The organism is Acidovorax sp. IB03 (assembly GCF_016406015.1).
In the GTDB taxonomy this organism is placed as follows: domain Bacteria; phylum Pseudomonadota; class Gammaproteobacteria; order Burkholderiales; family Burkholderiaceae_C; genus Acidovorax; species Acidovorax temperans.
In genome coordinates this window covers 88,357-107,591 of sequence record NZ_JAEFCH010000012.1, presented here as the reverse complement: position 1 = coordinate 107,591, position 19,235 = coordinate 88,357, and the positions used below count along the sequence as shown (strand labels likewise).

16 protein-coding genes are annotated in these 19,235 nt (G+C 61.4%); 10 read left to right on the top strand and 6 right to left on the bottom strand.

Annotated elements, in window-relative coordinates; all coding sequences use genetic code 11:
* On the bottom strand, nt 1-176 hold a 176-nt coding region (locus tag IHV84_RS09395), incomplete at its 3' end, for a transposase (protein ID WP_198846668.1).
* 254 nt (nt 177-430) lie between these two features.
* On the opposite strand from IHV84_RS09395, the gene IHV84_RS20390 reads away from it, so the two are divergent.
* The 3 genes from IHV84_RS20390 (at nt 431) to IHV84_RS09380 (ending at nt 1,248) form a co-directional block, all read left to right on the top strand.
* Nucleotides 431-577: a hypothetical protein gene (locus IHV84_RS20390; protein ID WP_233099922.1), complete on the top strand. Its 147-nt coding sequence runs from the start codon at nt 431-433 to the stop codon at nt 575-577.
* 22 nt (nt 578-599) lie between these two features.
* Nucleotides 600-869: a translation initiation factor IF-1 gene (gene infA / locus IHV84_RS09385; RefSeq protein ID WP_066699070.1), complete on the top strand. Its 270-nt coding sequence runs from the start codon at nt 600-602 to the stop codon at nt 867-869.
* 64 nt (nt 870-933) lie between these two features.
* Entirely contained in the window at nt 934-1,248 is a 315-nt protein-coding gene (locus IHV84_RS09380; protein ID WP_066699068.1) for an RNA-binding protein, read from the top strand.
* Between the two features lie 219 nt (nt 1,249-1,467).
* Here the strand turns inward: IHV84_RS09380 and IHV84_RS09375 are convergent, their stop codons facing one another.
* Nucleotides 1,468-2,583, bottom strand: coding sequence for an ISAs1 family transposase (locus tag IHV84_RS09375; protein WP_198846666.1), 1,116 nt, complete (start codon nt 2,581-2,583; stop codon nt 1,468-1,470).
* A 125-nt stretch (nt 2,584-2,708) separates the two neighbouring features.
* Nucleotides 2,709-3,893 carry a 4-hydroxybenzoate 3-monooxygenase gene (gene pobA / locus IHV84_RS09370; RefSeq protein ID WP_198846665.1) on the bottom strand — a complete coding sequence of 395 codons (1,185 nt, stop codon included), beginning with the start codon at nt 3,891-3,893 and terminating at the stop codon, nt 2,709-2,711.
* A 216-nt stretch (nt 3,894-4,109) separates the two neighbouring features.
* On the opposite strand from pobA, the gene IHV84_RS09365 reads away from it, so the two are divergent.
* Nucleotides 4,110-4,889 (top strand): IclR family transcriptional regulator C-terminal domain-containing protein, encoded by a 780-nt coding sequence (locus IHV84_RS09365; RefSeq protein WP_198846664.1) that lies wholly within the window; start codon nt 4,110-4,112, stop codon nt 4,887-4,889.
* A 51-nt stretch (nt 4,890-4,940) separates the two neighbouring features.
* On the opposite strand, the gene IHV84_RS09360 is transcribed toward IHV84_RS09365, so the two are convergent.
* From IHV84_RS09360 to IHV84_RS09350, 3 genes are all read right to left on the bottom strand, one after another.
* Nucleotides 4,941-6,686: an alkaline phosphatase gene (locus IHV84_RS09360; RefSeq protein WP_198846663.1), complete on the bottom strand. Its 1,746-nt coding sequence runs from the start codon at nt 6,684-6,686 to the stop codon at nt 4,941-4,943.
* A gap of 138 nt (nt 6,687-6,824) precedes the next feature.
* Nucleotides 6,825-8,135, bottom strand: a complete 1,311-nt coding sequence (hemL, locus tag IHV84_RS09355) for a glutamate-1-semialdehyde 2,1-aminomutase (RefSeq protein WP_198846662.1) — start codon at nt 8,133-8,135, stop codon at nt 6,825-6,827.
* The gene (locus IHV84_RS09350) at nt 8,119-9,072 is read right to left on the bottom strand and encodes a bifunctional hydroxymethylpyrimidine kinase/phosphomethylpyrimidine kinase (RefSeq protein ID WP_198846661.1); all 954 of its coding nucleotides are present in this window, start codon (nt 9,070-9,072) and stop codon (nt 8,119-8,121) included. The genes hemL and IHV84_RS09350 overlap by 17 nt, the downstream gene beginning before the upstream one ends.
* Nucleotides 9,073-9,166: 94 nt before the next feature.
* On the opposite strand from IHV84_RS09350, the gene IHV84_RS09345 reads away from it, so the two are divergent.
* Genes IHV84_RS09345 through IHV84_RS09320 form a run of 6 tightly spaced genes read left to right on the top strand, consistent with a single transcriptional unit; the run spans nt 9,167 to nt 19,188 of the window.
* Complete coding sequence (locus IHV84_RS09345) at nt 9,167-9,340, top strand: rubredoxin (protein WP_082758712.1); 174 nt, start codon at nt 9,167-9,169, stop codon at nt 9,338-9,340.
* A 51-nt stretch (nt 9,341-9,391) separates the two neighbouring features.
* Complete coding sequence (locus IHV84_RS09340; protein ID WP_044398823.1) at nt 9,392-9,790, top strand: PleD family two-component system response regulator; 399 nt, start codon at nt 9,392-9,394, stop codon at nt 9,788-9,790.
* Nucleotides 9,790-10,155 (top strand): PleD family two-component system response regulator, encoded by a 366-nt coding sequence (locus tag IHV84_RS09335; protein WP_044398821.1) that lies wholly within the window; start codon nt 9,790-9,792, stop codon nt 10,153-10,155. The genes IHV84_RS09340 and IHV84_RS09335 overlap by 1 nt, the downstream gene beginning before the upstream one ends.
* Before the next feature lie 15 nt (nt 10,156-10,170).
* Entirely contained in the window at nt 10,171-10,698 is a 528-nt protein-coding gene (locus IHV84_RS09330; RefSeq protein WP_066694658.1) for a chemotaxis protein CheW, read from the top strand.
* Nucleotides 10,699-10,719: 21 nt separating this feature from the next.
* Nucleotides 10,720-13,002: a methyl-accepting chemotaxis protein gene (locus IHV84_RS09325; RefSeq protein WP_198846660.1), complete on the top strand. Its 2,283-nt coding sequence runs from the start codon at nt 10,720-10,722 to the stop codon at nt 13,000-13,002.
* A 45-nt stretch (nt 13,003-13,047) separates the two neighbouring features.
* A complete protein-coding gene (locus tag IHV84_RS09320; RefSeq protein ID WP_198846659.1) occupies nt 13,048-19,188 on the top strand; it encodes an Hpt domain-containing protein in 6,141 nt (2,046 codons plus the stop codon).
* Nucleotides 19,189-19,235: the final 47 nt, after the last annotated feature.

The window sequence follows — 19,235 nt, the reverse complement described above, 5'->3', positions numbered from 1 at the left end:
TTGCCGAACTCTGGCGGCAGGTCTCGCCAGGGGCTGCCTGTGCGGGCAATCCACAGCACTGCCTCAACGAAGCGGCGGTTGTCTGTGCCGCTGCGTCCAGGATCACTTGGCTTGCCAAGGCATTGAGGCTCCATCTTGGCCCATTGCTCGTCTGTCAGTACCCATCGAATGCTCATGCGCCTATTGCATCACAGCCCTCCGAGCCGTTGTGCTTGATTCTCAACAGCCCCTAGGCAAGCTTCACTTTTACGACTTTTACGCAGTCGTATTTGCCCATGCTTCGTTGCACATCGCGACGGCATGAATCCGGGCTACACGCGCCCGCGCACCATTGTTTTTAATGTCATTTGCAAGCACCCATCCGTTCGCCGTCGGCAAATTCCGGATCACACCGCTTAGCCGTTCTCACGGTAGCGATCAACACACCGCCTTGCTCTCCATCAAGAGTGGGCAAGGCAGCCAGACACATGACCGTGTCTACACCTTCAAGCCCGAGTTCAAGACGCAGGACTGCGCCCTGATGTATGCCGCCGCGCAAGGCCGCAACTGGCTGGTCAACCCCGCCTCACTGGCGTAAACCGCAACTTCAAGGAGGCTCTATGGCCAAGGAAGAACTCATCGAAATGAACGGCAAGGTAGATGAAATGCTGCCTGACACTCGCTACCGAGTGACCTTGGACAACGGGCACAAATTGATTGCCTACACCGGCGGCAAGATGCGCAAGCACCGAATCCGGATTCTGGCGGGCGACAACGTCACGCTGGAGATGTCCCCTTACGACCTCACCAAAGGCCGGATCACCTTCCGCCACATTGAAAACCGTCAGCCTCGCGCTGCGGGAGCGCCTGCGTTCAAACGCAAGCACTGATTTCTCTCACACCTGTTTTAACCTGCGCCCCAATTTTGCAGGGCGCTTTTTTGAAAGGCTCAAAATGAGCAACAAACTTTATATCGGCAATCTGTCTTACTCGGTTCGTGACGACGATCTGCACCAACAGTTTTCTCCCTTCGGCCAAGTCCAGTCGGCCAAGGTCATGATGGAACGCGACACAGGTCGCTCGAAGGGCTTTGGCTTTGTCGAGATGTCGAGCGGCTCGGAAGCCGAAGCGGCGATCCAGGCAATGCATGGCAAGAACATGGGCGGTCGTGATCTGACCGTCAACATTGCTCGCCCAATGGAGGCTCGTCCTCCCCGCAGTGGTGGTTACGGCGGTGGCTACGGTGATGCCCGTCGCAACAGCTATTGATCTTTGACCGATCATCCAAAAGAGCCAGCGCAAGCTGGCTTTTTTCATGGTCGCTGCTAAGGAACTCTTGTGCGCCCATTCGTGCAGTAGGTTCTCACATTAACGGCGATTGCGGTGTCATGGCTGAGCACCCAGGGTTCATCACGCGCTTCTTTGAAGGTATAGTTTTCAATAAAAATAGCGTCTAGCGCTTACAGATTAGGCGCAGGGCAATCGCATCTAAACGGAGATGCCCAAGAGGAGTTCCAGATAGCCCAGACTCCACCCCGCCCGCTTGCGCTTGGCCTGCAGGCCAATCTTCACCGAGGTGTCATTCTTGAGCACCTGCAGCGCCATGCGTCTGAGCACCGTTTGGTTGTGCGGACTTTGATCCTTGTATGACTGCGCCGCATCCTCGCGCATCGCTACATCCAAACTCCAGTGCAACTGGTTCTCCACGCTCCAGTGCGCTCGGATGCTGTGCGCCAGCACCTTCGCGGGCGTGTGCGCAGGCAAGCTGCTCAGGTAATAGCTGACTTCTTCGCTGGCCTCGCTTCCCGCTTGCTGGCGCCTGCGCACGACCTGCACCACGCTGGCCAGCCCCGGCCAGTGGGCTGCTGCTCGCTGTAACGCCCCAGGCACAGGGCTGAGCCGGTAGCTGCGTAGTTCCTGGCGCCCGTGCCCGCTGCAGCTCTCGGTATAGGTGTTCTCCTCGAACCGCTCCTGGCTATCCTGCACTTCAAAGTGTTTTCGCACCACGGCGTGCATGTGTCTCTGGTTGCCCTTGAGACTCAGCACATAGTCCGCGCCATGCTCGTGAAGCTGCTGGGCGATGCTCTTTTGGCAGCCGATGGCGTCAATGGTGACGATGCAGCCTTTGAGGTGCAGCAAGCGCAGCAGCTCGGGAATGGCCGTGATCTCGTTGCTCTTGCCATCGACCTTGCACTGGCCCAGCAGCAGTCCCATGTCTGCCGCCCAGGCGCTGACCATGTGCAGTGGCCTGTGAGCATCTGCTTTGCTGCTGCCGCGCACGCTTTTACCGTCAATGGCCACCGTGCCGTGTACCCTGCCTGCTACCTGGGCGAGCCATTGTTGGCAGGCCCGCTCCAACTCTTTGGCATCGAGCAGGCGAAACACCCGTGCAAAGGTATCGTGCGAGGCAATGCCCGAGGGCAGCGGCACCAAGCGCTCAAACCAGTCTTGGTGTTGCTGGCCGAACTCGGCCATCTCTACGCAGTTGTCTGCGCCTGCAATGGTGGCGCACAGCGCCACTACCAAGATCGATTGCAGTTCGTGTCGGCGCGTGCGATGCACGCGGGGATCGGGGATGTTTTGCAGGTGTTGCAACAGGCTCATCTCAACAGCGTTTGGCAAGTGACTCAAGCGCTGCAGTTTCGCCGGGTTTAAGGCGCACTTTTAGATGCGATTGCCCTGAGATTAGGCGCGGCGAGCTATTATTTTGATAGCGTATTGGTGCGATATCAAGCACCAAAATTCATCGGCAGCCCCACATAATTCTCTGCCAGCGAGCGGGATGCAGCCTCCGAATTCACCAGGTAATCCAGCTCCGCCTCCTGCATCTTCCGGCCAAAGGCGCCGGTCTCTGGGAAGTGGTGCATCAGCGATGTGAACCACCACGAGAAGCGCTCAGCGCGCCACACGCGGCGCAGGCAGCGGTCGGAGTAGGTGTCGATGCCTGCGCGGGATTTGTCGTTGTAGAAGTCGGCCAGCGCATTCCACAGATAGCCCACGTCGCTCGCAGCCAGGTTCAGGCCCTTGGCGCCGGTGGGGGGCACGATGTGGGCGGCATCGCCCGCCAGGAACAGGCTGCCAAAGCGCATGGGCTCGGCCACAAAGCTGCGCAGGGGGGCGATGCTCTTTTCGAGCGAGGGGCCGGTGGTCAGGTGCTCGCGGGCTTCGGGGTCCAGGCGGTTGCGCAGTTCGGCCCAGAAGGCGTCGTCGCTCCAGTTCTCCACCTTGTCGGTCAGCGGCACTTGCAGGTAGTAGCGGCTGCGGGTGTTGCTGCGCATGCTGCACAGCGCAAAGCCCCGGTCGGTGTGGGCGTAGATCAGCTCGTGCGCCACGGGCTTCACATCGGCCAGCAGGCCCAGCCAGCCAAAGGGGTAGACGCGCTCGTAGGTGCGGATGGCGGCCTCGGGCACGCTGGCGCGGCACACGCCGTGGAAGCCGTCGCAGCCCGCGATGAAGTCGCAGGTGAGGGTGTGCGTCTGGCCGTCCTTCTCATACGTGGCGCGGGGCGTGGTGCCGTCAAAGTCATGCACTTGCACGTTGGCGGCTTCGTACACGGTAGTCAGGCCCGCAGCGGCGCGGGCGTCCATCAGGTCTTGCGTCACCTCGGTCTGGCCGTAGACCATGACGCGGCTGCCGCCCGTGAGGGCATGCATGTCGATGCGGTGGCGCTGGCCTTTGAACAGCAGCTCAAAGCCCTCGTGCGGCAGGCCTTCGGCATGGGCGCGGGCGCTCACGCCCGCCTGGTCCAGCAGGTCTATGGTGACTTGTTCTAGCACGCCTGCGCGGATACGGCTGAGCACGTAGCTGGGGCTGCGCTGCTCGATGATGACGGCATCAATACCAGACTTGTGCAGCAGTGCGCCGAGCAGCAGGCCCGAGGGGCCTGCACCAACGATGGCAACTTGGGTTCGCATGTCTCTCTACCTCGTGATGGAACGTTGATGGGCGTCAATAAACAGTGAGGTGGAGCGTAGGTGCGAGGCTCGCCAGCAGCGAGGCGCACCGTGCGATAGCGTGCGATCTTCAGGCTATCTGTGCGATCATCGCGCAGAACTTGATGTGCGTCAGGCTGGCTGATCCACGAACGCAGCGCCATGTGGGGTGCTGCTCCATGCAAAGGAATTCCCTCCATGGCCACTTTTCCGATTGCCAAAGCGGACCTGATCGAAGGCATGGTCAAAGGCATGGCGGTGCTGGAGAGCTTTGACACCGAGCGCCAGCGGCTCAATGCCACGCTGGCTGCGCAGCGCACGGGCCTGACAAGGGCCGCAGCGCGGCGGCACCTGCTCACGCTGGCGCATCTGGGCTATCTGGAGACGGATGGCAGCTACTTCTGGTTGGCGCCCAAGGTGTTGCGGTTTTCGGGCAGCTACCTGGCATCGGCCCGGCTGCCGCGCGTGTTGCAGCCCACGCTGAACCGGCTGGCGGCGCAGACGCAGCAGTCGTTCTCTGCCGTGGTGCTGGACGGGGATGAAGTGGTGATCGTGGCGCGCAGCGGGGTGTATGGCGCGCCGTCCCGCACCATGGCCTATGGCCTGCACCTGGGGGCGCGGCTGCCAGCGCACCCCACATCTACCGGGCGGGTGCTGTTGGCCGCGCTGCCCACGGCCGAATTCACGCAGTGGCTGCAGGGCTGCATGCTGCAACGGCTCACGCCCCACACCGTGACGCAGCGCAGCGCCTTGCGCAAGGTGGTGGCCCAGGTGCGACGCGATGATTTTTGCCTGGCGGTGGAAGAGCACGAACTGGGCGTGCATGCCCTGGCTGTGCCTTTGCGCAACTTGCAGGGGCACACGGTGGCGGCGCTCAACGTGGTCGCATCACCCCAGCAGATGCAGGCGCAAGCCCTGCAGCGCGACATGCTGCCGCTGCTGCAGGAAGCCGCGCGCGAGGTGCGTGGGCTGCTTTAGCCCCTCGCGGCCTCGCTCACGCAGGCTTATGCGGCCTGTCGCGGCACTGCCTTAGGCCGCGACGATGCGCCCCACGCCTGCGGCGCCAGCCACTACCTTGAGCGACTTGTCGGTGCTGGCGGTGTAGTTGCGGCTGGTGATGGTGTTGACGTACACCCAGTCGGCGCGGCATTCGCTGGCCGTAGCGGTGAGCACCATGTAGCCACGGCGCGAGGTGTCGCAGTACTTCAGCGGCGAAATCAACTGCTGCAGGGCGCCCGCCAGCGTGGCGGGGTTTTCGTTGGGCAGGTATTCCTCAAAGCCGGGCGAGGTGACGGACGAGGTGGCGAACTCCACACCCACGGCGTTACCGTTGCGGTCTTGCAGTTCGTTGGCCCAGGCGTTGTGCGTGTCGCCAGACAGCACCACCAGGTTTTTGCCCAGGCTGCGCGAGGTGGCCAGCACGGTTTCGCGCGCGGCCTGGTAGCCGTCCCAGGCGTCCAGGTTGTAGGGGATGGAGGGCTGCGCCAGGATGGCTTGCTCGGCGGGCGTGAGGCTGGCCGGGTTGGTGCGCGCGCGGGCCACCAGTGCGGCGTATTGGCTTACCGTAACGCCCGAGCCGGGCTGGATGGTTTCCATCAGGATCGGCGCAGGAATGTTCATGCGCCCCATCAGCACCTGCTGGCCCAGCACTTGCCAGGTGGCGGTGGATGCGGCCATTTGCTGCTGCAGCCACTGCGTTTGCGTGTTGCCCAGCAACTGGCGGCTGGTATTGCCCACGGCGGCGGTGAAGCTGGCTGCGTCAAAGCCGGTGGCGGTGAAGAACTTGGTGTAGTCCAACTGCTCGTCGCGCGCGACTACGCGGGTGTCGAGCATGTGCAAGGCCACGAGGTTGCCGAACGCAAAGCTGCGGTAGATCAGATCAGGCTGCGCGTTGCGGGTGGGCATCCACTCGTGGTACGCCTGCAGGGCCGCTGCCTTGCGGGTGCTGAAGCTGCCTTCGGTGGCGGCTTGGTGGTTGTCTGCACCGTCGCGCCAGGTGTCGTTGGCGATTTCGTGGTCGTCCCACACGGCGATCATGGGGGCGGCGGCGTGCAGGGCCTGCAGGTCGGCGTCGCTCTTGTACTGGGCGTGACGCTGGCGGTAGTCGGCCAGGCTGAGGATCTCCTTGGCGGGCGTGGACAGACGGCCCAGTGCCCCGGCGTTGGCCGATGCGTAGCCGCCCTGGCCGTATTCGTAGATGTAGTCGCCCAGGTGCACGGTGGCGTCCAGGTCGCCGCGCTTGGCGGCATGGGCGTACACGTTGAAGTAACCGGCGGGGTAATTGGCGCACGAAAACACCGCCAGCTTGACCTGCGCCACGCTGCCCGTGGGCAAGGTGCGGGTGCGGCCGGTGGGGGATGTGGCTGCGTAGGCGCGGAAGCGGTAGTGGTAGGCGGTGGCGGCTTTCAGCCCCGTGGCATCGACCTTGACGGTGAAGTCTTTGCTGGCCAGTGCCGTGGCTTGGCCCTGGGCCACGAGGGTGGTGAAGGCGCTGTCGGTGGCCACTTCCCATTCCACCGGAATATCACCCGTGTGGCCGACCGGGGGCGTGACGCGGGTCCACAGCATCACGCGGTCGGCCAGCGGGTCGCCACTGGCGATGCCGTGGGCGAACTGCACTGCAGGGGCGTCGTCACCACCGCCGCAGGCCGCGAGGGGCAGCGTGCCCAGGGCGGCGGCTGCCAGGCCCATGTGGCGCACAAACCGGCGGCGGCTGGGGTTGGCCTCGGCCGCGTCGCGGATGGGGTGGGGGGAGGAGGAGAGTTTGTCGGTCATGGCTCAGGCAGTAGGTAAAGCACCCAAGACTGCCTTTGCCAGATGACGGTGGTGTGAAGCGTGCAGAGGCGGTGTCGCCTCTGCTACAGATTCAAAGAAAAAAGCCTGCAGCGCTTGTCTATCAAGCGCCAGTAGCTATTATTTTGATAGTGTTTTGAACACTTCGCGTGCTGCCGCCACGGTGGCCGCGATGTCGTCGGCCGTGTGGGCGCCACTGACAAAGCCGGCTTCATACAGTGCCGGGGCGATGTACACGCCGCGGTCAAGCAGGCCGTGGAACAGCTGGTTGAAGCGGGCGCTGTCGGTCTTGAGCACGGCGGGGTAGTTCTGGGGCAGCTCGGGCAGGAGGAAGAAGCCGAACATGCCGCCTTCGCAGTCCGCGCTGAAGGGCACGCCTTCGTCCTTGGCGGCCTGGGCCAGCCCATCGACCAGTGAGCGGGTGGAGGCCGACAGCGCATCGAAGAAGCCTGGCTTCTTGATCTCGCGCAGCGTGGTCAAGCCGCAGGCCGTGGCCACTGGGTTGCCCGACAGGGTGCCCGCCTGGTACACGCCGCCCAGCGGGGCCAGGTGCTCCATGATGGCGCGCGGGCCGCCAAAGGCTGCCAGTGGCATGCCACCGCCAATCACCTTGCCCAGCACGGTGATGTCGGGCTTGAAGCCGGGGATGCTCTTGGCGTACACGCTTTGCGCGCTGCCGAGCGCTACGCGGAAGCCGGTCATCACCTCATCGAGCACCAGCAGCGCGCCGTATTCGGTGCACAGCTCACGGCAGCGCTTCATGAAGGGCACGCTGGCGCGCACAAAGTTCATGTTGCCCGCGATGGGTTCAATCATCACGCAGGCCAGCTCCTTGCCGTGCAGTGCAAAGGCTTCTTCCAGTTGCGCGACGTTGTTGTATTCGAGCACCAGGGTGTGCTGCACCACTTCGGGCGGCACGCCTGCGCTGGTGGCATTGCCAAAGGTGGCCAGGCCCGAGCCGGCTTTAACCAGCAGCGAATCGGCATGGCCGTGGTAGCAGCCCTCGAACTTGATGAACTTGCTGCGGCCGGTGGCGCCGCGCGCCAGGCGAATGGCGCTCATGCCCGCTTCGGTGCCCGAGCTGACGAGGCGGATCATCTCCATCGATGGCACCAGGCTCAGGATTTCTTCAGCCAGCTCCACCTCGCGCTCGGTGGGCGCGCCGAAGCTGAAGCCTTCGAGTGCGGCCTTTTGCACGGCTTCGAGCACGGCGGGGTGGCCGTGGCCCAGGATCATCGGGCCCCAGGAGCCGATGTAGTCAATGAAGCGCTGGTCGTTGGCATCCCAGAAGTAGGCGCCTTGCGCGCGCTTGACGAAGCGGGGCGTGCCGCCCACGGCCTTGAAGGCCCGCACGGGCGAGTTCACGCCGCCAGGGATCAGCGCCTTGGCGCGTTCAAACAGGGGAATATTGAGATCAGTGCTTGGTGTCATGGGGTGGCATTACAAAGCCTTCAATGGCTTGTGTGTCGTCAAGGGAATCTACTTCGCTGTCTTCGGACTCATCGTCCTCGGGCTGGGCCCAGAACATGCGATCGGGAATGATGTGGCCCATGCCAGGGCGAAAGCCTGCGTCCAGGCAGCGGTCCAGGTAGTTCAAAGCTTCGCTGGTGGCTTCGCCCAGGTCGTTGCCGCTGCCCACCAGGGCCGTGAGCGCGGCCGACAGGGTGTCGCCCGCGCCGGAGAAGGTGGCGTCAAACAGCTCGAACTTGCCGCTGCCTAGGATGGTGGTTGGCGAGGCGAGCACGTTTTCGACAAACTGCTCGGGCAGTGGAATGCCGGTGACCAAGGTATAGGGCACGCCCATCTCGGAAGCCGCGCGGGCAATGTCGCGGGCGGTGGGGCTGCGGTCGCTGCTCCAGTCGGGCAAAAGCCAGCGCCACAGCGTGCTGTGGTTTCCTACCAACACCGAAGTCTGTGGCAGCAGCAGCTCGCGGAAGGCATCCAGGTACTCGTCAATCAGCTCTTCACGCCACCAGGAAAGGTTGGGCATGTAGGCGATGACGGGCACATCGTCGTAGTCGGTAGCGATCTCGGCAATGGTGCTGATGTTCTCGGTGCTGCCCACAAAGCCCACCTTGATGGCTTGCACTGGCAGGTCCTCCAGAACAGCGCGGGCCTGCTCTGCCACGGCCTCGTCGTCCAGGCAGAAGTGATCGAAGATCTGCGCTGTATCTCGCGCGTAGGCGCCCGTCACCACAGCGATGGCGTGGCCGCCCACGGAGGCAATGGTGGCGATGTCGCCTGTCAGCCCGCCAGCGCCGCTGGGGTCGCTGGCGTTGAAAACCAGAATGCAGGCGGGGCTGGATTCATCCGATGGATCACTGTCCAGTTCATCGGTGTTGGGGGGGAGGGGGGTGTGCATGGTCATGATCCAGTTCCTGCGCCAATGGTGGCATAGAAGCAGCAGCTCGCAGAGATGACTAGATACAATCGTTGCATTCTATGTGAAGGCCTATTAAGCTGTGACCGACTCTAAGACGTGGATGTGTTTGATATGCGGTTGGATCTACGACGAAGCCTCAGGTTCGCCTGAACACGGCATCGCGCCCAACACGCCATGGGACCAGGTTCCTATGAACTGGACATGCCCGGAATGCGGAGCCCGCAAAGAAGATTTTGAGATGGTGCAGATTTGACGCGCGGCTCCTGCTGCGACATTTACACTTTCCATCGGGAGCGACAATAAATTGACTACAACAGGCGCATCTTTCAAGGTGCTAGTCGTGGATGACAGCAACACCATCCGCCGAAGCGCCGAGATTTTTCTGAAGCAGGGGGGGCACGAAGTCTTGTTGGCTGACGACGGCTTCGATGCACTGGCAAAGGTGAACGACTATCAGCCTCAGCTGATCTTCTGTGACATCCTGATGCCCAAGCTGGATGGCTACCAGACCTGCGCCATCATCAAGCGCAATGCACGTTTTGCAGACACTCCGGTGGTAATGCTTTCGTCCAAAGACGGTGTCTTTGACAAAGCGCGTGGTCGCATGGTCGGCTGCCAGGAATACCTCACCAAACCCTTTACCAAAGACCAGCTGCTGCAGGCTGTGCAGCAGTTCGGCAATTCCCAACTAGGAGCGATGTAATGCCCATCCAGAAAGTACTGGTCGTCGACGACTCGAAGACTGAGTTGATGTTTTTGACAGACCTGCTTCAGAAAAAAGGCATGCAAGTGCGCACGGCTGAGAATGCTGAAGAAGCGTTTCGCCGGTTGGCCGAAGAAAAGCCAGATCTGATTTTGATGGACGTTGTGATGCCTGGCCAAAACGGCTTTCAGCTGACCCGTGCCATCAGCCGCGATCCCCTGTATGCCGATGTGCCCATCATCATGTGCACCAGCAAAAATCAGGAGACTGATCGTGTCTGGGGCATGCGCCAAGGTGCGCGCGGCTACATCACCAAGCCGGTCGATCCCGCTGAATTGCAGTCCAAGATCGACGCCCTCAACTGAGGCTGCTGCGCGTTCATGGCCAATCGTGAAGCTCTCAGAGAGCTCCAAGTGCGTCTTGCTGGCCGATTGCAGGCGGCAAGGGTTGAGGGCTTGTCCGTTTCGTCATGGCTCGCGGTAGAAGCTGCGGGCCAGTCTTATCTGTTGCCGTTGGCGCAGTCGGGCGAAATTTTTCCATGGGTTGCCGTGCAACCCGTGCCATACACCCAGGCATGGTTTTTGGGTGTTGCCAATTTGCGCGGTGGTTTGGTAGGGGTGGTGGACCTGGCTGGGCTTTTGGGCTCGCCGGTGCAACGCACGGAGCAAATGCTCGCCGAGTCGAGCTTGTTGGCTCTCAACACGGCGTTGGAAGTGAACGCCGCTTTGTTGGTGGACCGTTTGGCGGGATTGCGGGGGACGGAGGCGTTTGTCGCGGCAGAAAATCCTGCAAAGGAAGCCCCCGCGTTTTACGGCACCGTCTACATCGACGCAGCAGGCGTCCGCTGGCAAGAACTGAACTTGCAGATCTTGTCCCAACATCCCGCATTTCTGAGCATCAGTGCTTGAGTTTTTCTGTAAGGCTGCACCATGTCTTTCGCTAATCAATTTGGAAAACTGTTCAATCGGAAACCCGCTCCAGCAGAAGCTGAGGCAGGTGCCGAGGGCAACAGCGATTTGCTGTCTGCCGAGTCTCCAGATGCAGGCGCATCGCGCGACCCCTACCAAGTCGAGCCCATGAACAGTGTGCAGGGTGATGTCGATTCCTATGCCCCGGGTTCGGACGACACCGTTGGTGTGGACAGTGAACTGATCACTTTGCCTGTGCTGGGCAGTGCCACAGCTGCTGCGCACCAGCGCCGCCTGCTGGCCCTGCTGGCTGTGGGCGTGGTGGCTTTGGGTGTGATTGCCGCGTGGGTGCTGCGTCAGGCAGATCAATCTGCTCAGCAACTGGCCGCTACGGGCCAATCGTTGATGCAGTCGCAGCGTTTGGCGAAATCGGTGTCGCAAGCGCTGGTGGGTAGCCCACAGGCGTTCCCGGACGTGGTGGAAAGCTCGGGCGTGTTGGCGCGCAACATCCGCGCCCTGAGTAGCGGAGATGCCGAGCTGGGCGTGCCTGCCCTGGGCGAGCCTTACAAGCCTGAGCTGGACTCGGTCATTCCGATGATGGAGCGCGCTGAGCGCAATGCAGGCGTGGTGATGGCGCAGCAGAAGATTCTGACCCAGGTGGGTGACGCTCTGCGTACCATTAACCGCCAGTCTTCTGACTTGCTGGAAATTGCTGAAACGGTTTCGTCCCTGAAGCTGCAGCAAAACGCCCCCGCTTCCGAGATATCTGCCGCAGGCCAGCTGGTGATGTTGACCCAGCGTATCGGTAAATCGGCCAACGAATTCCAGACCATGGAAGGCGTGAGCCCCGAAGCGGTGTTCTTGCTGGGCAAGGACTTGAATTCGTTCAAGGAAATCGCACAGGGCATGTTGGACGGCAGCCCTGAGTTGCGTCTGGCTGCGACCAAGGACGCCCAGACGCGTGAGCAGCTTGAAGGCCTTGTAAAGTTGTATGAGCAGACACGTACCCAAGCCAGTGCCATTCTGGGCAATCTGCAAGGCTTGGTGTCTGCCCGTGAAGCGCAGTCCGCGATCATTGCCGACAGCGAACCACTGCGTCGCCAGTTGGAAACCCTCCAGACCAAGCTGTCCGCCCAAACGGGTGTGGGCGCCGGTCAGTTGGCTGCTCTGGTTCTGGCCAGTGCCTTCCTGTTGATTTGCGGCTTCTTCCTGTCGCGTGTTCAGCTGCTGGACAGCCGTAACCGCCAAAAGACTGCTGAAGCGCAGCAAAAAGACGCCAAGCGTCAAGAGCAAGAAGCCAAGCGCGTCAATGACGCCAACCAGGCCGCCATTTTGCGTTTGATGAACGAGCTGCAATCGGTTGCTGAAGGTGACTTGACGCAGGAAGCGACGGTGACCGAAGACATTACCGGCGCCATTGCTGACTCGGTGAACTACACGGTGGAAGAGTTGCGCCAACTGGTGGGTAGCGTGCAGAACACGGCGACTCGCGTGGCGCAGACGACGGCCCAGGTGGATGCTACCTCCACTGAACTGCTGGCTGCTTCTACCGAGCAGCTGCGCGAGATTCGTGAAACTGGCCGCTCCGTTCTGGACATGGCGACCCGCATTAACGAGGTGTCCACCCAAGCCCAGGAGTCGGCCACGGTGGCGCGCCAATCGCTGCAAGCTGCTGACTCGGGTCTGCAGGCCGTGCAGAACGCCATTGGCGGTATGAATTCCATCCGTGACCAGATCCAGGACACCTCCAAGCGAATCAAGCGTCTGGGCGAATCGTCGCAGGAGATCGGTGAAATCACGGAGCTGATTTCCGACATTACCGAACAGACGAACGTGCTGGCTCTGAATGCTGCCATTCAGGCCGCGTCTGCCGGTGAAGCCGGTCGCGGCTTCTCGGTGGTGGCGGAAGAAGTGCAGCGACTGGCTGAACGCTCTGCCGATGCCACGCGTCAGATCTCGGCACTGGTGAAAGCCATTCAGACAGACACCCAAGATGCTGTGGCCGCTATGGAGCGTTCCACGCAGGGTGTGGTGGAAGGGGCTCGCCTGTCTGACAGCGCCGGTACCGCCCTGACTGAAATTGACCGCGTGTCGCGCCGCCTTGCTGAACTGATTGAGCAGATTTCGTCTTCGACATCGCGTGAAGCTGTGTTGGCCAACGAAGTGGCCGACAACATCCAGCACATTTTCGCGGTGACTGAGCAAACGGGTGAGGGTACCCGCACCACAGCGCAACAGGTTCGTGAACTGTCGCAAATGGCCGAGGAACTGCGTCAATCGGTGGCGCGTTTCAAGATCGCCTGACGCTAGTCATCAACCAGCTGGCTCTTTGCAGCCGGGGACGAATCCATGTCATCTATTGATGTCAACAATGCACCGGCCGCAGACTGGACCCCTGGAGACCAGGATCTGGGTCCTCTGGCCTGGGTGCTTGACGAGTTACGCAAATCGCTGGGTGGCGCAGTCAAATCGATGCGCCGTTTTTTGCGCGAGGCTGAACAGGCTCAGGAATCCGATCTGGCATCTCTGGATGCCGGATCGTTGCGCATAGCAAGGCAACAGTTGCACCAGGCCAGCGGTGCGCTGGAAATGGTGGGCATGGCCCCTCCAGCTCTCGTGCTGCGGGCCATGGAGTCTGCGGTACAGAAATTTGTGCAGCGTCCCGAACTGTGCCAAGACGACTCAGCCGCCATCATTGAACGTGCCAGCTTTGCTCTGATCGAATATCTGGAAGGCGTGCTGGCAGGCAAGCCGGTTTCGCCTGTGGCCTTGTTTCCCCAGTACCGCGATGTCCAGACGCTTGCGGGGGCGGATCGAGTTCACCCTGCAGACCTGTGGCCTGTGGAGCGGCGTTTCAAGGAACCTGATCTGGAGGTGACTGCATCGCCTCTGCTCTATGGCGCAGATGCCCGAGCTCGTCTTGATGCTGCTGTGCTCAAGATTGTGAAGACCGGTGACCGCAAGGCGGCGCGCAGTATGCGTGACACCTGCCTGGGGTTCGTGGCAGCCCAGCAGGACCGCCAGGTACGTGCTTTCTGGAAGATTTGTGCAGGCTTCTTTGAAGCCTGCATGGAAGGCCTGCTGCCGCCAGATGTTTACGTCAAACGCGTTGCCTCTCGTGTGCTGATGCAGTATGCCACCCTTGCCAAGGGTGACAAAACGGTTGCAGATCGGCTGGTTCAAGATCTCTTGTTTTTCTGCTCTCAGGCGCAGAACGTGGATGGTGCGCGCACGCCCGCTCTGCAAGCTGTGCGGGACGCATTCGCGCTGGACCGTTTCAAGCCTGTGGATTACGAAACGGTGCGTTTTGGTCGTTTCGACCCTGCACTGTTGGCACAAGCCCGCAAGCGCATTGCAGCGGCTACGGAGACATGGTCAGCCTTGGCGGGAGGAGATCGCAACAAGATCAAACCGGCTGCAGATCAATTCAGCTTGGTTTGCGACTCGCTGCGCAAGCTCAATCCGGGCAGCGAGAGCTTGGCGGTCGCACTGACCAAAACCCTCGACGCCATCACCCGCACTGGCGAGCCACCATCGGCCGCGTTGGCCATGGAAGTGGCGACATCGGTGCTGTATCTGCAAGCAGCCTTTGAAGAGCTGGATGCCACAGATGACCAGATGATCCAGCGGGCGGCCCGTTTGGCCGAGCGGTTGGATGCGGTGGGATCGGGTGCAGAGCCTGAGCCTCTGGAAGCCTGGATGGAAGAGCTGTACCGCCGTGTCAGCGACAACCAGACGATGGGCAGCGTGGTGGATGAGTTGCGCGCCACCCTCGCTGAGGCCGAAAAGGCGATGGATCAGTTTTTCCGTAGCCCGCAAGAAACCTCGCTGCTGGTGGCCGTACCCGGCTTCTTGGCGCAAATGCGTGGGGTACTGTCTGTGCTGGGATTGGATCAGGCATCTCTGGCGGTGCTGCGCATGCGCGACACGGTGGAGCGTCTGCTCATCAATGAGATTTCTGACGCAGACAAGCCCGGCGCATTCGAAAAGCTGGGCAGCAATCTGGGGGCGTTGGGCTTCCTGATTGACATGCTCAACTACCAGCGTGCCATGGCGCGCAAGCTCTTCGTTTATGACGAAGATGCAGGTGAGCTGCGCATTCTCACTGCCAAGGGGCGCTCGCGGGCCTCCGACGCCCAGGAAGAAGCTCCAGCCAAGCTGGAAGAGCGAGCTGCACAGCCGCTGCCTGAGATCGTGCCACACTTCCAGGTGGAAGAGCCTGACGGCGTGCCGACAGATTTCTCGCCATTCCCCGGCATGTCCTCGGACAGCGCCGATGCACAGCCGGTCCCAGAAGATCAGTTGGCTCCCGAGATCTCTTTTGATTTCGCCGAGGCAGCGTCGCCCGCGGCATCACCTGCACCTGCGCCCATCGAGTTCGCTGTCAAAGAGCAACTTGCTGTCGAAGATGAGTTGCTGGAAGTGTTCCTGGAAGAGGCGCGGGAGGTGGTGGTCAACGGCACCACAGCCATCGCCGCCTTGACTGAGGAGCCTGGCAATCTCAGCGAACAGACTACCTTGCGTCGCGCGTTCCACACGCTCAAGGGCAGTTCGCGCATGGTGGGGCTGAACGACTTTGGCGAAGCCGCTTGGGCCATGGAGCAACTGCTCAATGCCTGGCTGGCAGAGCAAAAGCCCATGCAGCCGCCGCTGTTGCAGCTCTCGTCCGATGCGCTGCAAGCATTTGATCGCTGGGCCAGTGATATTGCCGCAGGCCAAGCCAGCGGATGGCAATCCCAGGCATTCCGTGAATCTGCCGATGCTTTGCGCTTGCACGGGGCAGTGGTTCCGTTGGTGGTGCCTGGTGGTCAGCAAGCTCCAGAAGCAGAAGCTACAGAGCCCACCGCGGAAGCGCATGTGGATTCAGCCGCTCAGGCTCCGATCGAACTGGCCGAAGCAATCGACATCTCTGAGGAGGTGGTGCTGCACGAGGACTTCCAATCCACGGAAATTCCCGAAGGGGAGGCTGAATCTAGTGTTGTGGCGGACGCCTCGTCCCCTGAGTCCATGGGCGGCGCCGTTACAGAAGAGATCGATTTTGCGGAGTTCACCTCGGCTCTCAGAGAGTTCGAGCCATCGGTGGCCCCTGCAGAAACCCTGCCTGTGCTGGACGCGGCTGCGGAACCGGGAGCGGACAGCCCCGTCGATCTGAGTTTGCCGGATCTTTCGTTCCTGGATGCAGACGTGCCTGCTGCTGCGGTGGTGGAAGAGACACCACAGCCTGAAGAGCATGCTGTGTTCGAAGAACTGCCAGCGTTGGATGAGGTGCCCGCTTTGGACTTCAGCGCTACCGTTGAGTCTGCACAAGAAGCACCAGCGATGGAGAGCGAGCCTGAAGAGGTGCCGCTCTCGGTCTATGAGCCTGTTGCCCTGACTGAACCCGCGGTTGAAGCGCCGTCTGTCAGCACCGACGCGTTGGAAGTTGAGGCGACTCTCCCAGAGACGTCGGAATCTCCAGTCGAAGAAGAGCCGGTGAGCGAAGAGGCGGTCAAGGTCATTGAAACCTTGCGCATTGGCTTGCCGTTGTACAACGTGTACCTGAATGAGGCGGACGAGTGGTCGCGTCGTTTGGTCACCTGTCTGCAGGAATGGGCTCTGGAGTTGCATGAGCCTCTGCCTGACACCGCAGTCGCGCTGGCCCATTCGTTGGCGGGAAGCTCTGCTACGGTGGGATTCACCGCCCTGTCCGACATGGCACGAGTGCTCGAACACGCACTGCAGCATGTTCAGTTGGCACCGCAGGGCAACGAGGAGCAGGTGTCGGTGTTCATGGCAGCGGCTGACGACATTCGCCGCTTGCTTCACCAGTTCGCCGCAGGCTTCCTGAAAGAGCCCAGCCCTGAAGTGCTGGATGCTTTGCGCCAGATTCTGGAAACAGAAGTCAGCAGCACGTTGTCGCCTGCCTACGACGATTTGATGGAGGATTCTGGGCCTGAGCCTCAGGGGCTGGAGGCTGCGGAGTCTTTTGCGGAGGCAGAGCAGCCAGAAGAAGTGGCCACGCCTGTTGTTCCGCAGGAGCCAGCAGTGGCCGCCCCAGTGGCTCGTGCCGTTGCGCCCGCGCTATCGGTGGTCAAGCGCGATGCGGCATCCCTGGTGGGTACTGACGTGGACGACGACATTGACGTTGTGGACGTCATTGATCCCGACCTGTTCCCGATTTTCGAGGAAGAGGCTGCCGAATTGCTGCCCCAACTGGGTGGCGCACTGCGCCAGTGGGCAGCTCGTCCGGACAATCTGGGTGCCCGCAGCGAAGTCTTGCGTGCCTTGCACACCCTCAAAGGCAGCTCGCGGTTGGCAGGCGCCATGCGCCTGGGTGAAATGGCGCACCGCCTCGAGTCTGCCATTGAGCAGATCGACGTGGAGACGGTCACCGTCGACCAAGTGGAGCCTTTGCTTGCGAGCTTCGACAATCTGGAAGCAAACTTCCAGACTCTCAGTGCCCATGCCGGTCAAGACCCCAGCGCAGGTGTAGAGGCAGAAGCGGTTCAAGGTTTCGTGGAACCAGTCGCTGCGACTGAATCCGTGTCGTCTCAAGGCGGTTCAAGTGCTGGCCCCGCCGTACCAGCTGTGCGTTTGCCTGCTGCGTCGCAACTGGCTCCGCTGCGTGTTGCGGCCAACCAGTCGGTGCGTGTGCGTGCGCAGTTGCTCGATCGCTTGGTCAACCAGGCGGGTGAGGTGATGATCAGCCGTTCGCGTCTGGATGTACGGCTTGGACAGTTCCGCAGCTCGCTCAATGACCTGTCCGGCAACTTGGATCGCCTGCGTCAGCAGTTGCGTGACATCGAAGTACAGGCCGAGTCGCAGATGCAATCGCGCATGGCACTGGCCAAGGACTCTGCCGCAGGTTTCGACCCGCTGGAATTTGACCGCTTCACGCGCGTGCAAGAGTTGACCCGCATGATGGCCGAGTCGGTGAACGACGTGGCGACGGTGCAGCGCAACTTGCAGCGCGCCATGGAAGGTGCGGAAGACGATCTGATTGCCCAAGGCCGCCAGGCGCGGGAGCTGCAGCGCGATCTGCTGCGTACCCGCATGGTGGAGTTCGAAGGCATTGCGGAGCGCTTGTACGCGGTGGTCCGCCAATCGTCCAAGGAAACCGGCAAGCAGATCAAGCTGGACATCACCGGAGGCTCCATTGAAATGGACCGTGGGGTGCTGGACCGCATGACACCTGCCTTCGAGCACTTGCTGCGTAACTGCGTTGCCCACGGTATTGAAGAACCTGACGTGCGGGTCGCCGCTGGCAAGCCAGCCACCGGAACCATCACGGTGGATCTGCGGCACGAAGGCAACGACGTGTCGGTGGAGTTCCGCGATGACGGAGCAGGTCTGAACCTTGCCCGAATTCGTGAAAAAGCCGTTGCGCAAGGTCTGCTGCAAGCAGATGACGAGCTCAGCGACGACGTCGCAGCCAACCTGATCTTCATGCCGGGCTTCAGTACCGCGACCGAAGTGACTGGTTTGTCTGGCCGGGGTATCGGCATGGACGTGGTTCGTTCCGAAATCAATGCCTTGGGTGGCCGCATCGAAACGTCTACCCACACCGGGCAAGGCACGGCCTTCCGGATGGTGCTGCCACTGACCACTGCTGTGACGCAGGTGGTGATGTTGCGCGCCGGTGAGTTGGCCGTGGGTGTGCCCGCCAATCTGGTGGAAATCGTGCGTCGCACCTCGGTCCAGGACCTGGAAGAGGCTTACCGCACCGGTTATTTTGACGATGGTCTGGAGAAAGTGCCTTTCTTCTGGTCGGGAGCGCTGCTGCAGTCTTCCGCCCGCAGCAATGAGCCTGCGGGTAAGACCCGCCCGGTGGTGATCTTCCGAAGCGCTTCGCAGCGTGTGGCCATGCACGTGGATGAAGTGCTGGGCAACCAGGAAGTGGTGGTGAAGAACCTGGGGCCACAACTGTCCCGTTTGCCAGGCCTGGCAGGTATGTCGGTGCTGGCTTCGGGTGCAGTGGTCTTGATCTACAACCCTGTGGCCTTGGCTACGGTGTATGGCGATCAGGTGCGTGCGGCCAGTGCAGGGGTGTCCATGCTGGTGGAGACCGACAGCCCCGGTTCACCGAAGGCACCCACCTCGTCGATGATGGCCGGGCCGAGCCAGGTGCCGTTGATTCTGGTGGTGGACGATTCCATCACGGTGCGCCGTGTGACGCAGCGTTTGCTGCAGCGCGAAGGTTACCGGGTGTCGTTGGCTGCCGATGGCCTGCAGGCGCTGGAGCGTTTGCAGGAAGAGCGGCCCACTGTGGTTCTCTCCGACATCGAAATGCCACGCATGGATGGCTTTGATCTGGCCCGCAACATACGTGCTGACAGTGCGTTGCGCGATCTGCCAATCATCATGATCACCTCGCGTATCGCTGAAAAGCACCGCGAGCATGCGATGGAACTGGGTGTGAACCACTACCTGGGCAAGCCCTACTCGGACGAGGAGCTGCTGAGCCTGATCCAGCACTACGCACGCCTGGCGGCCGCTACCGCAGAGGTGTGAAGTCAAGGCTGCCAAGTGCAGTCTTGATAGCCCAAACAAGAGCGCCC

Bases quoted from the DNA above. Each gene is read 5' to 3' on its own strand.
- infA (WP_066699070.1), top strand. From the start codon at position 600: ATGGCCAAGGAAGAACTCATCGAAATGAACGGCAAGGTAGATGAAATG.
- IHV84_RS09380 (WP_066699068.1), top strand. From the start codon at position 934: ATGAGCAACAAACTTTATATCGGCAATCTGTCTTACTCGGTTCGTGAC.
- IHV84_RS09375 (WP_198846666.1), bottom strand. From the start codon at position 2,583: ATGAGCCTGTTGCAACACCTGCAAAACATCCCCGATCCCCGCGTGCAT.
- pobA (WP_198846665.1), bottom strand. From the start codon at position 3,893: ATGCGAACCCAAGTTGCCATCGTTGGTGCAGGCCCCTCGGGCCTGCTG.
- IHV84_RS09365 (WP_198846664.1), top strand. From the start codon at position 4,110: ATGGCCACTTTTCCGATTGCCAAAGCGGACCTGATCGAAGGCATGGTC.
- IHV84_RS09360 (WP_198846663.1), bottom strand. From the start codon at position 6,686: ATGACCGACAAACTCTCCTCCTCCCCCCACCCCATCCGCGACGCGGCC.
- hemL (WP_198846662.1), bottom strand. From the start codon at position 8,135: ATGACACCAAGCACTGATCTCAATATTCCCCTGTTTGAACGCGCCAAG.
- IHV84_RS09350 (WP_198846661.1), bottom strand. From the start codon at position 9,072: ATGACCATGCACACCCCCCTCCCCCCCAACACCGATGAACTGGACAGT.
- IHV84_RS09335 (WP_044398821.1), top strand. From the start codon at position 9,790: ATGCCCATCCAGAAAGTACTGGTCGTCGACGACTCGAAGACTGAGTTG.
- IHV84_RS09330 (WP_066694658.1), top strand. From the start codon at position 10,171: ATGGCCAATCGTGAAGCTCTCAGAGAGCTCCAAGTGCGTCTTGCTGGC.
- IHV84_RS09325 (WP_198846660.1), top strand. From the start codon at position 10,720: ATGTCTTTCGCTAATCAATTTGGAAAACTGTTCAATCGGAAACCCGCT.
- IHV84_RS09320 (WP_198846659.1), top strand. From the start codon at position 13,048: ATGTCATCTATTGATGTCAACAATGCACCGGCCGCAGACTGGACCCCT.